This is a genomic window from Marinobacter daqiaonensis, assembly GCF_900115285.1.
GTDB lineage: Bacteria > Pseudomonadota > Gammaproteobacteria > Pseudomonadales > Oleiphilaceae > Marinobacter > Marinobacter daqiaonensis.
In genome coordinates, this window is the sequence record NZ_FOYW01000002.1 from 346,348 (window position 1) to 364,291 (window position 17,944).

Here is a 17,944-nt window from a genome sequence, read left to right on the forward strand (position 1 = left end):
CGGAACCGGCCCATGAACCACCGCGATCCCTCTGAGCCCGATAACGTCGATACCTCCAGAGTTCACGAGGTACTGCAGGCCGAAACCGGCGGCAGGGCGTTGAAAGGGCCTGAGTCGGTATTGCTGTTCATCGTCCCGGTGATGTGGTCACTGTTCCAGCTGTGGATCGCATCACCATTGCCTTACATTCTGGAGATCGGGGTTTTCAATTCCACGGAAGCCCGCTCCATTCACCTGGCGTTCGCCATTTTCCTGGCATATACCGCATTCCCGATGATTCGGGGGCGCCACGAGCAACACATACCCTGGTTCGACTGGTTGCTGGCCCTGGCCGGCTCGTTTTCCGCGGCGTACCTCTTCCTGTTCTACGATGAACTGTCGAGTCGCCCCGGGGCACCGATCCTCCAGGACCTGATTGTCGCCCTGGGCGGTCTGTTGCTCCTGCTGGAGGCGACACGCCGGGCACTGGGGCTTCCTCTCACCGTCGTTGCGGCGGTTTTCATTTTCTACTCCCTCGCCGGCCCCTGGATGCCGGACGTAATTGCCCACAAGGGGGCCAGTCTCAGCAAGCTGGCTTCCCATCAATGGCTTGGCACCGAGGGGGTTTTTGGCGTTGCCCTGGGCGTTTCCACCTCCTTCGTTTTCCTGTTTGTGCTCTTTGGCGCACTTCTGGAGAAGGCAGGTGCCGGCAATTATTTTATCAAGGTCGCGTACGCTCTGCTGGGGCACATGCGGGGCGGACCGGCAAAGGCCGCTGTGGTTTCCAGTGGTCTTTCCGGCATTATCTCCGGCTCCTCCATCGCCAATGTGGTGACCACCGGCACGTTCACCATTCCCCTCATGAAGCGGGTAGGGTTCCCGGCCTCCAAGGCCGGTGCGGTTGAAGTGGCCGCCTCCACCAACGGTCAACTGACGCCGCCGATCATGGGGGCGGCCGCCTTCCTGATGGTGGAGTATGTCGGCATCTCCTACCTGGAGGTGATCAAACATGCCATTCTGCCGGCCATGATTTCCTACATTGCGCTGCTCTTTATTGTCCATGTGGAAGCCTGCAAGCTGGGGATGAAAGGCATTGAGCGGCTCAACAGGCCAACCCTGGCCCAGCGCATGCTGACCTGGGTCATACTGCTGATCGGACTGATCGTACTGACGCTTGCCGTCTATTACGGCATCGGTTGGGTGAAGACTGTCTTCGGTGAGACCGCAGTCTGGATTCTGGGGCCATTACTGTTGATTGCCTACATTGGCCTGGTGGCCTACGCGTCCCGGTTCCCGCCCCTCAAGCTGGATGACGCGTCAGCCGACATGACGGTTCTGCCGGAAGTGGGTCCCACGGTCAAGACCGGCCTTTACTTCCTGTTGCCGGTGGTGGTGCTGGTCTGGTGCCTGACCGTGGAACGCTTCTCTCCGCAGCTGTCCGCTTTCTGGGCCACCATGTTCATGGTGTTCATCGTTCTGACCCAGCGTCCGCTGCTCGCCTTTTTCCGCAAGCAGGGCAGCCTCCTCACGTCGGTCCGCAACGGTGGCAGCGAGCTGATGCACTCTCTTGCGACGGGCGGCCGCAACATGGTTGGTATCGGCGTGGCCACGGCCACTGCCGGTATCGTTGTCGGCACGGTCACCCTGACCGGCATCGGCCTGGTGATGACGGAGTTTGTGGAGTTCATTTCCGGCGGCAATTTGCTGCTGATGCTTGTTTTCACCGCGCTGATCAGTCTGCTGTTGGGGATGGGGCTGCCTACCACCGCCAACTACATCGTGGTTTCGACCCTGATGGCGCCGGTTATCGTGACCCTGGGGGCCGAGAATGGCTTGCTGGTGCCGCTGATCGCCGTTCACCTGTTTGTTTTCTATTTCGGCATTCTGGCGGATGACACACCACCTGTGGGTCTGGCCGCCTATGCGGCCGCCGCGATATCGGGAGCGGATCCCATCCGCACGGGTATCCAGGGCTTTGCCTATGATATCCGTACGGCGGTATTGCCCTTCATGTTCATCTTCAATACCCAGCTTCTGCTTATTGGCCTGACCGGCGTCTTCGACCTGGTGGTCACCATTGCCAGTGCGGTGGTGGCGATCCTGGCGTTCTCTGCGGCCACTCAGGGTTACTGGCTTACCCGGAGCTACAAATGGGAGTCCGCGTTGTTGCTTCTGATTGCCTTCACTCTGTTCCGTCCCGGCTTCTGGTGGGACCAGGTCTACCCGGAATTCGAAAGCCGGCCGGGCGCCGAACTGCTGGAGCAGGTACCCGTCGTGGCGGATATGCCCCATACCGATTCGATCATCGTTCAGGCGTCCGGCATGTCGCTGACCGGCGAGGAGCGGGCCACCTGGATGAAGCTCCCCCTGGAGGGGGCCGACAATGGGCAGGAGTGGCTCAGTAACGTGGGGGTGGAGCTGCGTCAGGAGGACGACGCCATGGTGGTGGAGTTTGTCGAGTTCGGCGGCCCTGCGGCGGAAGCAGGACTCGATTTCGACTGGACCATCAACAAGGTCCGTGTGCCCCAGGAACGGCCACCCCGCGAGCTGGTTTTCATTCCCGCCCTGGCACTGCTGGTGCTGATCGGCTGGCTGCAGCTACGGCGCCGCCCCGGGGAGCCGGGCGAGGCCCACGGAGGCCGGGCAGCCACCTGACAAAACAGCATTTTTCCTGTACACTCCGGGCCCGATCGAGCCGCACTGGTAGCGCGGCTCCCGTTAACACGTGGTCTTTGGTACGGATCACCGCTGAGAGGAGTTTTCCATGCCCGTAGTCACTCTGCCTGATGGCAGCCATCGCAGCTTCCCCAATCCCGTCACCGTTCATGATGTGGCCGCCGACATTGGCGCGGGTCTGGCCAAGGCAGCCCTTGCCGGTCGGGTCAATGGCACCCTGGTGGACACCAGTTACGAGATCAATGATGACGTCGATCTGGCGATCATCACCGAGCGTGACGAAGAGGGCCTGGATGTCATCCGGCATTCCACCGCCCACCTGCTTGCCATGGCGGTGAAAGAGCTGTTCCCGGAGGCCCAGGTGACCATCGGTCCGGTGATTGACAACGGCTTCTACTACGATTTCAAATACGACCGCCCCTTCACCAACGATGATCTGGCGCGGATCGAAAACCGGATGGAAGAACTGGCAAAGCAGGATATTCCCGTATCCCGCTCGGTCATGTCCCGGGACGAGGCCATCAGGCTGTTTAACGAGATGGGGGAGGAGTACAAGGTCCGCATCATCGAGGATATTCCCGGCGACGAGGACCTATCTTTCTACCGCCAGGGCGACTTTATCGACCTCTGTCGTGGTCCCCACGTGCCAAGCTCCGGCAAGCTCAAGGCGTTCAGGCTGACCAAAGTGGCGGGTGCGTACTGGCGCGGTGATACCGGCAATGAGCAGCTGCAACGTGTCTACGGAACCGCCTGGGCCAGCAAGAAGGAGCTCAAAGCCTATCTCCAGCGTCTTGAAGAGGCGGAGAAGCGTGACCACCGCAAGATCGGCAAGAAGCTGAACCTGTTCCACATGCAGGAAGAGGCCCCGGGCATGGTGTTCTGGCACCCGGACGGCTGGTCACTGTATCAGGAAGTCGAGCAGTACATGCGCGAGATGCAACGCCGCCACGGCTACCAGGAAATCAGGACGCCCCAGGTGGTGTCCCGTACCCTGTGGGAGAAGTCGGGGCACTGGGACAAGTTCCACGACGACATGTTCACCACCGAGTCGGAAAAGCACGACTTCGCCATCAAGCCCATGAACTGCCCCTGTCATATCCAGGTGTTCAATCAGGGCCTGAAGAGTTACAAGGACCTGCCTCTGCGCCTTGCGGAATTCGGTTCCTGTCACCGCAACGAAGCCTCCGGCGCACTCCACGGCCTGATGCGGGTCCGGGGTTTCACCCAGGATGATGCCCATATCTTCTGTGAAGAGAGTGCCATCCAGGAGGAGGTTTCGCGGTTTATTGAGATGCTGCATGAGGTCTATGCCGACTTCGGCTTCGACCAGATCCTCTACAAGCTCTCCACCCGGCCTGAAAAGCGCGTGGGTTCCGACGAGGTATGGGACAAGGCCGAGGCGGCCCTGGAAGAAGCCCTAAATCGCGAAGGGGTGGACTGGGAATTACTGCCGGGCGAGGGCGCCTTTTACGGTCCCAAGATCGAGTTTTCCCTGAAAGATTGCATCGGCCGGGTCTGGCAATGCGGTACGATTCAGGTGGATTTCTCCATGCCCGGCCGTCTCGGTGCCCAGTTCGTCGCGGACAATTCCGAGCGCAGGACGCCGGTTATGTTGCATCGGGCGGTGCTCGGCTCTTTCGAGCGTTTTATCGGTATCCTGATCGAGGAGTACGAAGGCGCTTTCCCGACCTGGCTGGCACCTACCCAGGTCGCGGTGCTCAATATCACCGATCGTCAGGACGATTATTGCCGGAATCTGGCAAAAAAGTGGCAGGATGCGGGCTATCGGGTAAATGCTGACTTGAGAAACGAGAAGATCGGCTTTAAAATCCGCGAGCATACATTAAACAAGGTTCCGTATCTGGTCGTTGTCGGCGATAAGGAAGTCGAAAACGGCGCCGTTGCGGTGAGAACCCGCAAAGGGGAAGATCTCGGAACCATGACGCCGGAAGCGTTCGAGGCTCTGCTTGCAGCAGAGATCGCGCGCAAAGGCAGAACCAAGACGGAGAACTGATTATCAAACAGCGAACGAATCGGGGTGGTCGCGCACCACGCGCACCTATCAATGAGAACATTGACGCAACTGAAGTCCGCCTGATAGACGCGGAGGGCAACCAGGTCGGGGTGGTTCCGATCGAAGAGGCTCTGAAAAAAGCAGAAGAAGCGTCTCTGGACCTGGTTCAGGTTACGGATTCCGATCCGGTCGTCTGTAAGATAATGGACTACGGCAAGAAGATCTTCGAAGAGAAGAAAGCCAAGGCTGCTGCGAAGAAAAAGCAGAAGCAGGTCCAGGTAAAAGAAGTGAAATTCAGACCAGGGACGGAAGAAGGGGATTATCAGGTCAAACTACGCAACCTGATACGTTTCCTTGAAAACGGGGACCGAGGCAAAGTCACTGTTCGTTTCCGCGGCCGTGAGATGGCACACCAGGAAATCGGTATGCAGCTCATGAACCGCATCGAGAAGGACATTGAGGAGCTGGCCCAGGTAGAGCAACGGCCCAAGATGGAAGGCCGCCAGATGACCATGGTTGTAGCGCCCCGTAAAAAGAAGTAATCCCGAATACAGCTCAGGTCCCCCGCGCTGGCGGGGGATTTGTCGTTCAGGATTGCATTTATCGATGCATAACAGAATGCGGAGTTTTAGAAATGTCCAAGATGAAAACCAAGAGCGGAGCCACCAAGCGGTTCAAGAAAACCGCCACCGGCTTCAAGCACAAGCAGTCCTTCACCAGTCATATCCTGACCAAGAAGAGCCCGAAGCGTAAGCGTCAACTGCGCGGCACCAAGCTGGTTGCCAAGTCGGACGTTGCTGCGATCAAACGCATGATCGCCTGTTAATCAATTGGTCAGAGGAAGGATTAGTTTATGGCACGTGTAAAGCGTGGCGTGGTAGCACGCCGTCGTCACAAGAAAGTTCTGAAGCAGGCCAAGGGTTACTATGGTGCCCGCAGTCGCGTCTTCCGTGTAGCCAAGCAGGCGGTCATCAAGGCGGGTCAGTACGCCTATCGTGACCGTCGCAACCGCAAGCGTGCGTTCCGCGCCCTGTGGATCTCACGGATCAACGCCGGCGCCCGCGCCAATGGTCTGTCCTACAGCCGGCTGATCGCCGGTCTGAAGAAGGCCGAAGTGGAAATCGATCGTAAGGTTCTGGCCGATCTGGCCATGAATGAGCAGCAGGCGTTTTCTGCTGTTGTGGAAAAAGCAAAAGCGGCGCTCTGATCGCTGAGCTCTTTCAACGAGTTTCGATCGATGAGTGGCCTCTGACACAAGAGGTTACTCCTGACAGGGGAAGGGCGCGCTCTTCCCCTGTTTTTGTTTGTGGCGGTCGGTTTTCCGGAGCTGACGCCGCTATTCGCAGTTTTTCGCGACCCGATTCAACAAGGGTGTTTCCGAAAAGAGCCTGGTATTGATCTTTTCGGAAACACCCTGGCCCCAATGTCTGGTTTGGAGCAGGAACCATGGAAAACCTGGAGCAGCTTGTTCAGGACGGGCTGACCGCCGTCAAGAACGCTGAAAGTTTGCAGGCGCTGGATCAGGTCCGGGTGGAATACCTGGGCAAGAAAGGCGTTATCACCCAGCAGGCCAAGACCCTGGGCAAGCTCAGTGCGGAGGAACGTCCTGCCGCAGGCCAGAAAATCAACGAAGCCAAGGGCCAGGTGGAGCAGGCCATCAATGCCCGCCGCGCCAGCCTGGAGGAAGCGGCGATAGCCGACCGTCTGGCGGGGGAATCCATCGATGTCACCCTTCCCGGGCGGGGCCAGGATGTGGGTGGCCTGCATCCCGTCACCCGAACACTCCAGCGCATCGAGCAGTTCTTCACCAACGCCGGCTACAGCGTCGAGCGGGGACCGGAGATCGAGGACGACTACCACAACTTCGAAGCCCTCAATATCCCCGGGCACCATCCGGCAAGGGCCATGCATGATACCTTCTATTTCAATCCCGGCACCCTGCTGCGAACTCATACCTCTCCGGTCCAGATCCGCACCATGGAGGCAGGCAGACCGCCGTTCCGCATGATTTGCCCGGGGCGGGTCTACCGCTGTGATTCGGACATGACTCACACCCCCATGTTCCATCAGGTGGAAGGGCTGCTCGTGGAGCGGAATGTCAGCTTCGCCGATCTCAAGAGTACCGTGGAAGAGTTCCTGCGAGTGTTCTTCGAGCAGGATCTGCAGGTGCGCTTCCGCCCGTCTTATTTCCCCTTTACCGAGCCCTCCGCTGAGGTGGATATCGAGTGGGGACGTGAGGCCGATGGCAGCGTCAAGTGGCTGGAAGTGATGGGCTGCGGCATGGTGCACCCCAAGGTATTCGAGCATTGCGGCATCGATGCCGAGGAGTACCGGGGCTTCGCATTCGGACTGGGTGTTGAGCGTCTGGCCATGCTGCGCTACGGCGTGAACGACCTGCGCATGTTCTTTGAGAACGACCTGCGCTTCCTGCGCCAGTTCCGCTGATTACAGCGGCTCCCCACAGACAACATCGCATTCGAACAAGGCATTTACCATGAAATTTAGCGAAAAGTGGCTGCGCGAGTGGGTTAACCCGGCCATTGGCACCCAGGAACTGATGGACCAGCTCACCATGGCGGGGCTGGAAGTGGACGGTTTTGAGCCGGTGGCAGGGGAATTTTCCGGCGTTATTGTTGGCGAGGTCCGATCGGTTGCACCCCATCCCGACGCGGACAAGCTGCGGGTCTGTGAGGTAGCCGGTGGTGACGAGGTGGTCCAGGTGGTCTGTGGTGCGCCCAATGTCCGGGAAGGCATGAAGGTGCCTTTCGCGGTGGTGGGAGCGGTACTTCCCGGTGACTTCAGCATCAAGAAGGCCAAGTTGCGGGGGCAGCCATCCAACGGCATGCTCTGTTCCGAGTCCGAGCTGGGTCTTTCCGATGATCATGCCGGCCTGATGGAATTGCCTGCGGACGCGACAACCGGGCAGGACATGAGCGATTATCTGGGCCTGAACGATGTCAGCATCGATGTCGACTTGACACCGAACCGCGCCGACTGCCTGTCCCTGAGGGGACTCGCCCGGGAAGTAGGCGTGCTCACGGGGCAGCCGGTACAGGAGCCGGGGCTTCGGGCGGTTCCCGCCAGCCATGACCAGAAGCCCGCCATCGTGGTCGAGGCACCGGCGGAATGCCCGAGGTACCTCGGGCGCATCATCCGCAATGTCGACCTTTCGGCGGAAACGCCGCTGTGGATGGTGGAGAAACTTCGTCGCAGTGGCATCCGCTCCATTGATGCCGCAGTGGATATCACCAACTACGTGATGCTGGAGCTGGGTCAGCCCCTGCATGCCTTCGATCGTGCCGAGATCGAAGGCGGCATCGTGGTGCGCCTGGCCCGGGAGAGCGAAGAGCTGGTGCTGCTGGATGGCCAGACTGTCAAGCTGACTCCGGATACCCTGGTCATTGCCGACCATGAGAAGCCCCTGGCCATCGCCGGCGTGATGGGAGGGGAGCATTCAGGTGTCAGCGAAAGAACCCGTGACATTGTCCTCGAGTCCGCCTGGTTCGAACCGGTGGCACTGGCCGGTAAGGCCCGGCATTACGGGTTGCACACCGATGCTTCCCATCGATTTGAGCGGGGCGTCGACTATCAGCTGGCGCGAACCGCCATGGAGCGGGCAACGGCGTTGCTGCTGCAGATAACCGGCGGCGAAGCCGGGGAGATTGTCGAGGTGGCCAGTGAGGCCCACCTGCCTCAGGAGCGACAGGTGACCCTTCGGTCCGGCCGTCTCAATGCCGTATTGGGCATGGCCATCGATGCGGCCCGCGTTGAGGATATCCTGACCCGTCTTGGCCTGGATATTGTCGACAGCACAGGAGACCGCTGGACCATCAGGGTGCCCAGTTACCGCCCCGATATTTCCATTGAGGAAGACCTGATCGAGGAGGTTGGTCGAATCTATGGCTACAACAACCTTCCGGTGACCGAGCCGGTGGGCTCCCTGGCCATGCGCCCGAAACCGGAAGCGCTCCGCCCGGCGTCTGCGGTTCGTAACTTCCTGGTTTCCCGTGGCTACCAGGAGGCCATTACCTACAGCTTCGTGGATCCGAAAGTTCAGGAAATTCTCGACCCGGAGCGGGAGGGCATTGCTCTGGCCAATCCCATCTCTGCGGACCTGGCGGTGATGCGGACCACGCTCTGGAGTGGACTGGTAAAGACTCTAGAGTATAACCAGAAGCGCCAGCAGCCCCGAATCCGTCTGTTCGAAACCGGCCTGCGGTTCATTCGGGAAGGGGATCAGATCGAGCAGCAGCCGATGCTGGCGGGGATTGTGACAGGGTCCCAGTTGCCGGAGAACTGGGCCAACGGCCGGCGGGAAGCGGATTTCTTCGATGTCAAGGGAGAGCTGGAATCGCTGTTTCGCCTGCTGGGTGTTGGGGTGCGTTTTGAGGCCGGCAAACACCCGGCGCTGCACCCGGGCCAGACAGCCAGGCTGCTTCTTGGCGAGCGCCAGGTAGGCTGGTTGGGCACGATGCATCCCCAGGTGCAGAAAAAGCTGGATCTCAATGGCACCATCCTGATGTTTGAGCTATTCTTGAATCCAATCGTTTCCGGATATGTACCTAATTTCAAAGAATTTTCAAAATTCCCTGAAGTTCGTCGGGATTTGGCTATTATTATCGGAAATGAGATTGCGTTTGCAGACGTGGACCGGGTAGTCCGTGACAATGCCGGAGAACGTCTGACTGCATTGCGTGCGTTTGATGTCTATGAAGGCGAAAAACTTGGTGAAGGTAAGCGAAGCCTTGCCCTGAGCCTCTTCTGGCAGCATCCGGAGCGCACACTCAATGATGATGAAGTGCATGAGCTCTTCAACAGGGTCATCGACGCCCTGCAGAAAGAGCTGGGGGCGACACTGAGGAGTTAGGAATGGCGGCTTTGACGAAGGCGGAAATGGCGGAACGGCTGTACGAGGAACTGGGTCTCAATAAACGGGAAGCCAAGGAGATGGTGGAAGCTTTTTTCGACGAAATCAGAGACGCATTGAGTCACAACGAGCAGGTGAAGCTGTCGGGTTTCGGCAACTTTGATCTGCGGGACAAGAAGCAGCGTCCGGGAAGGAACCCCAAGACCGGGGAGGAAATCCCCATCAGTGCACGACGGGTAGTGACTTTCCGGCCAGGGCAGAAACTTAAACAGAAAGTAGAAACCTATGCTGGAACCCAGTAATAACAACGAACTGCCAGCGATCCCTGGCAAGCGTTATTTCACTATCGGGGAAGTGGCCGACCTGTGCCATGTGAAGGCTCATGTCCTGAGGTACTGGGAGCAGGAGTTTCCGCAGCTTTCACCGGTCAAGCGCCGTGGCAACCGTCGCTACTATCAGCGGGCGGACGTGATAACCATCCGCCAGATACGCAGCCTGCTTTACGATCAGGGCTACACCATTGGTGGCGCCAAGCAGAAGCTCAATGGCGAGGAGATCAAGGAAGACACCAGCCAGTACAAGCAATTGATCCGTCAGATGATCACAGAGCTTGAAGACGTTCTGGATGTGCTCACCGCGCCGACGAAATAGTCCGGCCTTCCCCTACGTGCCGTAGTGTGGAAAGAACCGCGAAAGAGAACCGGCCCGGGTGGCCGGTTTTTTTATGGACCGAGGAATGGCCATGTGTGCCCGGCGTTGAAGGGACAGCAGCCCTGGGCTATGGTTCAGGAGGAGTCCAGCACAACGAAGGTTATCTATGAACCCCGCCCTGAATGATCCGGGCTTAGCCCATGCCGCCTCCTTTGGTGACCGGGCCAGACTCGGGCTTATCTGAAAGTCCGGCCCGGAGCACGTTTACTCGCCCCGGCGGTAGGGGTTCTGGTTGTAGGCTTTTACCTCGGCCCGCGCCACTACATTGTGGTGCACCTCATCAGGACCATCCGCCAGGCGAAGGGTGCGCTGCTTGGTGTACATGTCCGGCAGCGGTGACCACTGGCTGACGCCGGTAGCGCCGTGAATCTGAATCGCCTCGTCAATGATCTTGCAGACCTTCTCCGGAACCATGGCCTTGGCCAGGGAGACCCAGACCCGGGCTTCCTTGTTACCCAGAACGTCCATGGCCTTGGCGGCTTTGAGAACGATCATCCGCATGGCCTCGATCTCGATCCGGGCGCGGGAGATGGTCTCCATGTTCTTTCCCAGGTCCAGGATCGGACGACCGAAGGCTTCACGGCTCTGGCCGCGTTCGATCATGAGGTCCAGTGCCTTCTCGGCAGCGCCGATGGAGCGCATGCAGTGATGGATACGGCCCGGTCCCAGGCGCAACTGGGAGATTTCAAAACCACGGCCTTCGCCCCAGAGAATGTTCTCCTTCGGGACCCGAACATTTTCCAGCGTGATGTGCATGTGACCGTGGGGAGCGTCATCGTGACCAAAGACCTTCATGGGGCCGAGCACGGTGAGTCCCGGCGCATCCATGGGTACGAGAATCTGGGACTGCTGGCGGAAGGGTTCCGCGTCGGGACTGGTTTTCACCATGCAGATCATGATCTTGCAGCGGGGGTCGCCGGCGCCTGAAATGTAGTACTTTTCGCCGTTGATAACCCACTCGTCGCCTTCGAGGACCGCACTGGTTTCGATGTTACGGGCGTCGGACGAGGCCACGTGGGGTTCGGTCATACCGAAACAGGAGCGGATCTCGCCGTTCAACAGGGGCTTGAGCCATTTTTCCTTCTGTTCCGGGGTGCCAACCCGCTCAAGTACCTCCATGTTGCCGGTATCCGGCGCGGAGCAGTTCAGGGTCTCGGAAGCCAGTGGGTTCTTGCCAAGCTCGACTGCGAGGTAGGCATAGTCGAGGTTGGACAGGCCTTCGCCGGTTTCGGCATTGGGCAGGAAGAAGTTCCACAGGCCGGCCTCCTTGGCTTTCTGCTTGGCGCCTTCCAGCAGTTCCAATTGGCCCGGGGCATAGCTGAAACGGTCGGCGCGACCTTCACCCAGCCGCTCGAATTCTTCAAGGATAGGGTCAACGTTGTCTCGAATGTGCTTCTTGACTGCATCCAGCAACGGACGGGATTTCTCTGACATGGCCAGGTTGTTCATTTCAGCGGGTGTGGTTGTGCTGTCCAACGTGGATCTCCTTCGGGGTTGATGAGTCCTGATGACTCGTTTTCTTCTTGATTGTTACCGGCCTGCGCCGGTTTGCGAATTCAGGCCTGGTGCCGGTTCTGGTAGCGGCGCTGGAGAGCCTTGCGATCCAGCTTGTCGGTACCGCCCCGGGGCAGGGGTTTGTCCCATAGCCAGACGTATTCCGGGAGCTTGAACGGCGCCAGACGCTGGCCCAGGAACGCGCGAATGCCATCGCGGTCGATATCGGCACCTTCCCGCAGGTAAACCGCCGCACCGACGGCCTCACCCAGACGCTCGTCCGGAAGCGGAAAGACACAGGCTTCGGCGATCGCCGGGTGCTGATGGAGGGCACCCTCCACCTCAAGGCAGGAGATGTTCTCACCGCCACGGATGATGATGCTCTTTTTCCGGTCAACAATGTAGATCAGGCCGTCGGCATCCACGCGGGCGAGGTCGCCGGTGTGAAGCCAGCCGTTTACGAGGGTGGCCCGGGTCTCCTCCGGCAGGTTGAGATACTCCCGCATGTTGGACGGGCTCTTGATGGTCAGCTCGCCCACTTCTCCCTGGGGCACTTCCTGTCCGGCCTCGTCCACAATGCGCATCTCCTGCAATGGAGGTGTCAGCCGTCCCGCGGCATCGGGGTTTTCCAGGTAGTCCGGCCCGGCCAGGAGAATGCCCAGTGAGTTGGTTTCCGTCATCCCCCAGCCGGTGGCCACACTGGCGCCTGGAAATTGCTTTGCGATTTGCTCTACCTGGGCGGCGGGGCGCTTGGCGCCGCCCGCCCCAATGGATTCCAGGGACTCCAGGGTCGCGCCCCGGCTGCTGGCGGCTGCCATCAGCTCAGCCGATTGGGTGGGTACGCCCACGAACCGCTGGATCGCCTCACGCTGAATGATGTCGACCGCCCCCTCCGGATTCCACTTGTACATCAGCACCAGCTTGGCGCCGAGGGAAACCCCCTGGAGAAACATCGCGTGCAGCGCGGTGACGTGGAACAGGGGCGTGACGATCAGCGCTGAGGGACTTTCGGAGACAGCAGCAGCTGTTTCGGGGTCCATAAGGGAGAGCAGTTCCTTGCCCATTCGCCAGGAGTGAATTGTCGAAATCGCACCACGGTGGGTGAGCACCACGCCCTTGGGGCGGCCCGAGGAGCCGGAGGAATACATCACCGCGAAGTCGTCGTCCGCGGCGATCGGCACCTCCGGCCAGTGACTATCAGTGGAGCCGCACAGCAATTCTCGGTAGGTGATCTGCCCCACGGCATCCCGCACGCCAATCAATGGCAGGGCATGCTCAGCGGTGAAGGTGTGCAATGCCTCGTGGCGTGGGCCGTCGGCAAACACCACCCGCACCTCGCTGTCGCGAAGAGCGAAGACCAGTTCCTCCTCGGACCACCAGGCATTGAGCGGAACAACCACGGCTCCCACCGAGACAATGGCCATGACCAGTATCGGCATTTCCGGGAAGTTGCGCATGGCGAGGGCAACCCGGTCGCCGGGCTGAATACCCAGGTCCTTGGTCAGGGCATGGGCCATGCGGTTCACTTCTGAAGCAAAACCTGCATAGTCCCAGCGCTCGCTTTCATAAACCAGCAGCTCGTGGTCGGAATAGGCCGATACAGCCTCCCGGAGAAGTTGGCGGAGATTGCCCGGGGCGTTCACGAACACGCGATGGGGAATATCCCGAATGGTGGTCTCTTCCACAGCGAAAAGCGGATTGGTCGACGTGACGTGAGCGATGGCTTCGTCCCGCGTCATCACCGTGGCGGGGCCGCTGGCCCGATCCAGGGATATGGAAGCATCCGGTGGCACTGTCATTTTGGAGGTCCCGACGTTGTGGGTCGTTCTTATTTTTCCTGACGCTTGTCAGGTAACGCTAAGTCTAGCACTATCCTTCTGTCAAGCGTGGTGAAAAAACGTCCTTCCGGTGCATTCAGTATTGACCGGATTTTTGCATTGTTTTAGCCTGACGTTTGTCAGGAAAGAGGTTCGTCGCAGAAAATGGCGATGGGCCACATAGCGATAAGAACAATACCCAACGGAGACACACCATGACTATCTTCAGGACCCCCCGCTCCCTGTTGTCGGTAGCGACAGCGCTTGCCATTGGCGTTTCCGCCGGTGTTGCCCAAGCCCAGGAATACGATCTGCCGCGACTGCTGGTCATCGGCACCCCCGGAACGTCCAGCGGCAGCTTTGCCTCCACCAACGGCTGGGCGCCGGTGTTGCAGAAGCAGACCGGAACCGTGGCCCGAATCGTGCCGGAAGACAGCGAGACCCAGCGCTACCGTCGTCTGACAGAGCGCAGGGATATCAACATGAGTTCGGTTTCCACCGCCGAGATGCGTTTCCAGACTGAAGGCATCGGCGCCTACGCCGGGGCCCAACCTGTTGCCCAGCGGATTGTCTGGCATCACAACGACACGCCCTGGGGATTCGTGGTGTCTGGCGATTCCGACATCGAAACCATGGACGACCTCAAGAAGGGCGGAGTCCGTGTCGCTCAGGGGGCGTTCTCACCGCCCATGACCACGGCGGTCAAGGAGGCTCTGCCGGCATACCTCGGCCTGTCAGACAAAGAAACCGATGAATTGCTGGATTTTGTGCCGGCAAGCAGCTATGTGGAGAACTGTCGCTCAGTAGTGGAAGGCAAGGCAGACGTGGCCTACTGCGCTCCCATCAGCTCTGTTCTCTCTGAGATGGAAGGGGCGCCGGGCGGCATTCGCTGGCTGAACATGGACCTGGATAACAAGGAAGCCTGGGACCGGTTCCTTGAGCATCGCCCAATGGTTGTTCCCACCACCATCAGTATGGGGGTATCCACCGCCAAGGGTGTCGACGGTCTGGCCTCTAACTTCGTCTATTCCGTGCCCGTGGACGCCGATGACGACTTTGCCTACAGCATGGCCAAGTGGTTCCACAAGGCTCACGAAGACTACAAGAGCACCCACCCACTGGCGACCCGCATGTCGGAAGAGATATTCCGCGACTACCTGGACCGCTCCCCGCTTCCTATTCATGCGGGCACGATTCGCTACCTGCAGGAAGCCGGTGTGTGGACCGAGGAGGACGACACCTGGAACAATGATGCCATTGCCAAGATGGACCGTTGGATCACCGCCCGTAAAGCTGCCCTCGAGGAGGCCCGGGAGAAGCGTGTAGAAGCCAGCCATAACAACGAGGAGTTCATGGCGATCTTCAACAAGCATACCGAAGGCCTGGAAAGCTTCCGCTCGCGGCTGTAAGACTGTACGAACGTTCCGTCCGGGCAGGCTCCCCGCCGCCCGGACGACACGGCCAGCCTGTCTGAACCCGCCCCCCCAACTTTTGATCAGACACCCCTATGAATGAGACACCCGTTACCTCACCCAATGACGTTTCGGCCGCGGGCTCGGAAGTGACCCGGCTGGGAGGTCTTTTTTCATGGCAGAGCATTGTTTTCGTGACCCTCAGTATCTGCGGGTTGCTGGCAGGGCTTGCCTATATTTTCGGGTTCACCTGGCAGGGTGAACGACTTCTGGAAGGCGAGTACTACTGGGCCTTCATCGGTTTCTTTGCTGCCGCGGCGTTCATTGCGTTGCCGGCCCGCGCCGGACAGAAGACGGTTCCCTTTTACGACGTGATCGCGGCAGTGATTATTCTGGCGATCAGCTTCTATTTTGCCTCCAACGCCTGGGACATGGTCCAGGCCGGATGGAGCAACCTGTATCTGGGTATTGTGGTCTGGCTGTTGATGATGGAACTGGCCCGTCGCAGCGGCGGTATTCCTTTCCTGCTCGTGGTGGTGGTGCTTGGCATGTATCCGCTGGTGGCGGATTACTTTCCGGGCCTGCTGATGGGAATCCCCTATCAGTTCGAGTACATGATAGAGGCCCACGTGTTCCGGGCGGAAGGCATGATGGGGATCACCACCAAGATCGTGGCCGAGATCGTACTGGGCTTCCTGGTGTTTGCCGGTATTCTGCTGGCCACCGGTGCCGGCAATTTCTTCATTGACCTGGCCAATGCCGGCTTTGGACGCTACCGGGGTGGACCCGCCAAGGTGGCCGTTGTAGCCAGTGGCTTCATGGGCAGTCTGTCCGGATCCATTTTTTCCAACATTGCCGGCACCGGTTCCATTACCATCCCCACCATGAAAAAAGTGGGTTATCCAGCTCACTATGCCGGTGCCATCGAGGCCTGTGCTTCCACCGGGGGCGTTGTCATGCCGCCGGTAATGGGGGCTATTGCCTTTGTCATGGCCATCACCATCGGCGTGGATTATGCGACAGTGATGATCGCCGCGATTCTGCCATCGCTGCTGTTCTATTTCGGTCTGATGCTTCAGGTGGATGCCTACGCGGCACGGACCGGTCTCAAGGGCATGCCACAGGAAGATTTGCCGTCCACCCGCAAGGTATTGCTGAAAGGCTGGCCGTTTCTTTCGGTGATGGTGTTCCTGATCTGGGGGCTGCTGTATATGCGCTGGGAATACTATACCCCCTGGTACGCCTGTCTGCTGATGATCGCTCTGTCATTCCTTCAGCGTGACACCCGCATGACGCCCAAACGGTTCTACGGAGCAATTCGGCAGATCGGTGTCCTGGTAACCCAGACCGCCGCCATCATTCTGCCCATTGCCTTCGTGGTGAGTGCCCTGACCATTACCGGTGTCACCGGCTCGCTTACCTCCGGCCTGGTTGCGCTCGGCGGGGGCAACATCTATCTGATCATTTTCTTCGGCATCCTGGCCTGCTTCATTATGGGCATGGCAGGTCTCGCCATCGTTGCTTACATTTTCCTTGCGGTGACCCTGGCCCCGGCCATCATCGAGGTGGGAGGACTCAACACCATTGCCGTGCACTTCTTTATCGTGTACTACGCAATGTTGTCGGTGATCACCCCGCCGGTCGGCGCCGCGGCCTTCCTGGCGGGTACCATTGCCGGTGCCAAGCCCATGAAGACATCCTTCACCGCCATGCGACTGGGCATCGTGATCTATTTCATTCCGCTGTTCTTCCTGTTCCAGCCTGCGCTTGTGCTACAGGGGGATCTGACGCCGCTGCTTTACGTCCTCCCATCCATAATCATCGGTATCATGCTGATCTCGGGTGGGCTTGAAGGCTATCTGCTGGGTGCGGGGAATGTACGCCGGGCCTTGCGATTACCGTTGGTGGCAGTCGGCTTTGCCTTCAGTTTCCCCGGCTTCTGGACGACCATTGTGGGTGGGGTGCTGTCGGTGATCCTGGTGGCGATCATCTGGCGCCAGAACCGGAGAACGCCGGCTCTGGCCTAGTGCCCCGGACGGCGCACTGGTAACTGCGCACATGCCGGACTGCAGAAGTCCGGCATGTGCGCTCATCTGGTGATACCGGGATATCAGGGGTCAATCGTTTGGTTCGGAAGAGGGTGTATTGGCAAGGTGCTCAACCATGGCATTAACGCCCGCCGCGACGGTATCCGCAATCAGCTGACTGTCCAGGTCCTGGTGAAGCCAGTCGCGCATTGGGCCAAAACCCGCGAGGTAGATGATCAGATTGGCGATCACGTCTGTTCTGGGATCGTCCTCAGGCAGGCGGGTGTAGTCCCGGAGCCGGGCGGCCAGTTCACCGATAACCATCTCGTCCCGCGCCCGCATGGCCTTGCGGTCCTCCTTCTGGAGGTGCGGTACGACCCGGTAGGCAAGCAGTGTGCCTTTACGTTTCTTGGTCCAGGACTCCTTCAGATACAGGGCGACGTTTTCCTCAAAGGACTCGTCGTTTTCGTCGAGAACTTCATGGAGGTTGGGTGCTCCAGAGCGGAACCAGAGCTTGTTCAGGAGGCGGCGAAGGATATCGTTCTTATTGGCGATGTAGTCGTAAATGCTCGCCTGGTTGACGCCAGAGCGGGCACAAATGTCACGTATGGTGGTGGAGGCGAAGCCTTTTTGCAGAAATAGCTCAAGGGCCGCCTCGCAGATCTGATCGCGCCTTTGTTCAACGAGAGAGGCATTCTGAATACCGCTGACGCTCGCCTCAGCCAGTCCTGTGGTCTGACCGGACGTTGTGGTGGCGGGACCGGAATTGTTGTTTTTCATTGGGTCACCTATCACTGGGATGTCAAAGCTGACAATTGTCAGTTTACCATAGAGAAAGGCGACATGATGAATTATGGCGATGAAAGCCCGGTTTTAAAGTTGCTTATTGGCGCCCTACCTGCAAACCTATCCATTAGGAATAGTCCGGTGTTGCCACAATAACAAAC

14 protein-coding genes are annotated in these 17,944 nt (G+C 59.1%); 11 read left to right on the forward strand and 3 right to left on the reverse strand.

The annotated features are described in order from the left end of the window. Positions 1-12: 12 nt before the first annotated feature. From BM346_RS14370 to BM346_RS14410, 9 genes are all read left to right on the forward strand, one after another. Positions 13-2,634, forward strand: coding sequence for a TRAP transporter permease (locus BM346_RS14370; RefSeq protein WP_092014574.1), 2,622 nt, complete (start codon positions 13-15; stop codon positions 2,632-2,634). Between the two features lie 109 nt (positions 2,635-2,743). Continuing rightward, the gene (gene thrS, locus BM346_RS14375) at positions 2,744-4,669 is read left to right on the forward strand and encodes a threonine--tRNA ligase (protein ID WP_092014577.1); all 1,926 of its coding nucleotides are present in this window, start codon (positions 2,744-2,746) and stop codon (positions 4,667-4,669) included. Next, a complete protein-coding gene (gene infC, locus BM346_RS14380) occupies positions 4,666-5,211 on the forward strand; it encodes a translation initiation factor IF-3 (protein WP_092014581.1) in 546 nt (181 codons plus the stop codon). The genes thrS and infC overlap by 4 nt, the downstream gene beginning before the upstream one ends. Before the next feature lie 92 nt (positions 5,212-5,303). Beyond that, positions 5,304-5,495 (forward strand): 50S ribosomal protein L35, encoded by a 192-nt coding sequence (gene rpmI / locus BM346_RS14385; RefSeq protein WP_092014584.1) that lies wholly within the window; start codon positions 5,304-5,306, stop codon positions 5,493-5,495. Positions 5,496-5,522: 27 nt separating this feature from the next. Further along, positions 5,523-5,876: a 50S ribosomal protein L20 gene (rplT, locus tag BM346_RS14390; protein ID WP_092014587.1), complete on the forward strand. Its 354-nt coding sequence runs from the start codon at positions 5,523-5,525 to the stop codon at positions 5,874-5,876. Positions 5,877-6,115: 239 nt separating this feature from the next. Next, on the forward strand, positions 6,116-7,114 hold the full coding sequence (gene pheS / locus BM346_RS14395; protein ID WP_092014590.1) for a phenylalanine--tRNA ligase subunit alpha: 999 nt from the start codon (positions 6,116-6,118) through the stop codon (positions 7,112-7,114). A gap of 49 nt (positions 7,115-7,163) precedes the next feature. After that, the gene (pheT, locus tag BM346_RS14400; protein WP_092014592.1) at positions 7,164-9,536 is read left to right on the forward strand and encodes a phenylalanine--tRNA ligase subunit beta; all 2,373 of its coding nucleotides are present in this window, start codon (positions 7,164-7,166) and stop codon (positions 9,534-9,536) included. Positions 9,537-9,538: 2 nt separating this feature from the next. Then, positions 9,539-9,838: an integration host factor subunit alpha gene (gene ihfA / locus BM346_RS14405; RefSeq protein ID WP_092014595.1), complete on the forward strand. Its 300-nt coding sequence runs from the start codon at positions 9,539-9,541 to the stop codon at positions 9,836-9,838. Next, complete coding sequence (locus BM346_RS14410; protein WP_092014598.1) at positions 9,822-10,187, forward strand: MerR family transcriptional regulator; 366 nt, start codon at positions 9,822-9,824, stop codon at positions 10,185-10,187. Before ihfA ends, BM346_RS14410 begins: the two co-directional genes overlap by 17 nt. A 264-nt stretch (positions 10,188-10,451) precedes the next feature. Here the strand turns inward: BM346_RS14410 and BM346_RS14415 are convergent, their stop codons facing one another. Both BM346_RS14415 and BM346_RS14420 read right to left on the reverse strand, forming a co-directional pair. After that, positions 10,452-11,696: an acyl-CoA dehydrogenase family protein gene (locus tag BM346_RS14415; RefSeq protein WP_092014601.1), complete on the reverse strand. Its 1,245-nt coding sequence runs from the start codon at positions 11,694-11,696 to the stop codon at positions 10,452-10,454. A gap of 107 nt (positions 11,697-11,803) precedes the next feature. Further along, positions 11,804-13,540 carry a class I adenylate-forming enzyme family protein gene (locus BM346_RS14420; RefSeq protein WP_206675728.1) on the reverse strand — a complete coding sequence of 579 codons (1,737 nt, stop codon included), beginning with the start codon at positions 13,538-13,540 and terminating at the stop codon, positions 11,804-11,806. Between the two features lie 233 nt (positions 13,541-13,773). Between BM346_RS14420 and BM346_RS14425 the strand changes: the two genes are divergently transcribed. Both BM346_RS14425 and BM346_RS14430 read left to right on the forward strand, forming a co-directional pair. Then, entirely contained in the window at positions 13,774-14,967 is a 1,194-nt protein-coding gene (locus tag BM346_RS14425) for a TAXI family TRAP transporter solute-binding subunit (protein WP_092014604.1), read from the forward strand. Positions 14,968-15,065: 98 nt separating this feature from the next. Continuing rightward, positions 15,066-16,997: a TRAP transporter permease gene (locus BM346_RS14430; RefSeq protein WP_092014607.1), complete on the forward strand. Its 1,932-nt coding sequence runs from the start codon at positions 15,066-15,068 to the stop codon at positions 16,995-16,997. A 90-nt stretch (positions 16,998-17,087) separates the two neighbouring features. Here the strand turns inward: BM346_RS14430 and BM346_RS14435 are convergent, their stop codons facing one another. Further along, a complete protein-coding gene (locus BM346_RS14435) occupies positions 17,088-17,777 on the reverse strand; it encodes a TetR/AcrR family transcriptional regulator (protein ID WP_092014610.1) in 690 nt (229 codons plus the stop codon). Positions 17,778-17,944 lie beyond the last annotated feature (167 nt).